Genomic DNA, 275 nt, shown 5'->3' with positions numbered 1-275 from the left:
CAGGAAGCGGGGCTTCACCCCTATTTCCTGCATATACACTTGAAAAGCAATAACACTGACCGTTAAAATAGCGGGCTGCGCGTTCATTGTCTTTGTCAATTCATTCATATCTCCGTTAAAACACAGTTTTTTTACATCCAAGGAGATCGCATCGCTCGCTTCTTCAAACAATCTCTTTGCGAGCACAAAATCATCCCAAAATTGTTTGCCCATTCCTACAAATTGAGACCCTTGTCCAGGAAATAAAAAGGCAAGATTGTTCATGAGATTCCTCC

The 275-nt window shown here is 41.8% G+C and carries 1 protein-coding gene; it reads right to left on the bottom strand.

Annotated features, from left to right (window positions below):
- Positions 1 to 264: ACP S-malonyltransferase (locus tag SB658_RS23785; RefSeq protein WP_410602778.1), on the bottom strand; the 264-nt coding region annotated here is incomplete at its 3' end.
- Between the last annotated feature and the right edge of the window lie 11 nt (positions 265 to 275).

This window comes from Bacillus sp. SIMBA_008 (assembly GCF_046535495.1).
GTDB classification, from domain to species: Bacteria; Bacillota; Bacilli; order Bacillales; family Bacillaceae; genus Bacillus; species Bacillus subtilis.
Note: the sequence above shows the minus strand (reverse complement) of the source record. Positions and strands in the feature narration are given on the sequence as shown.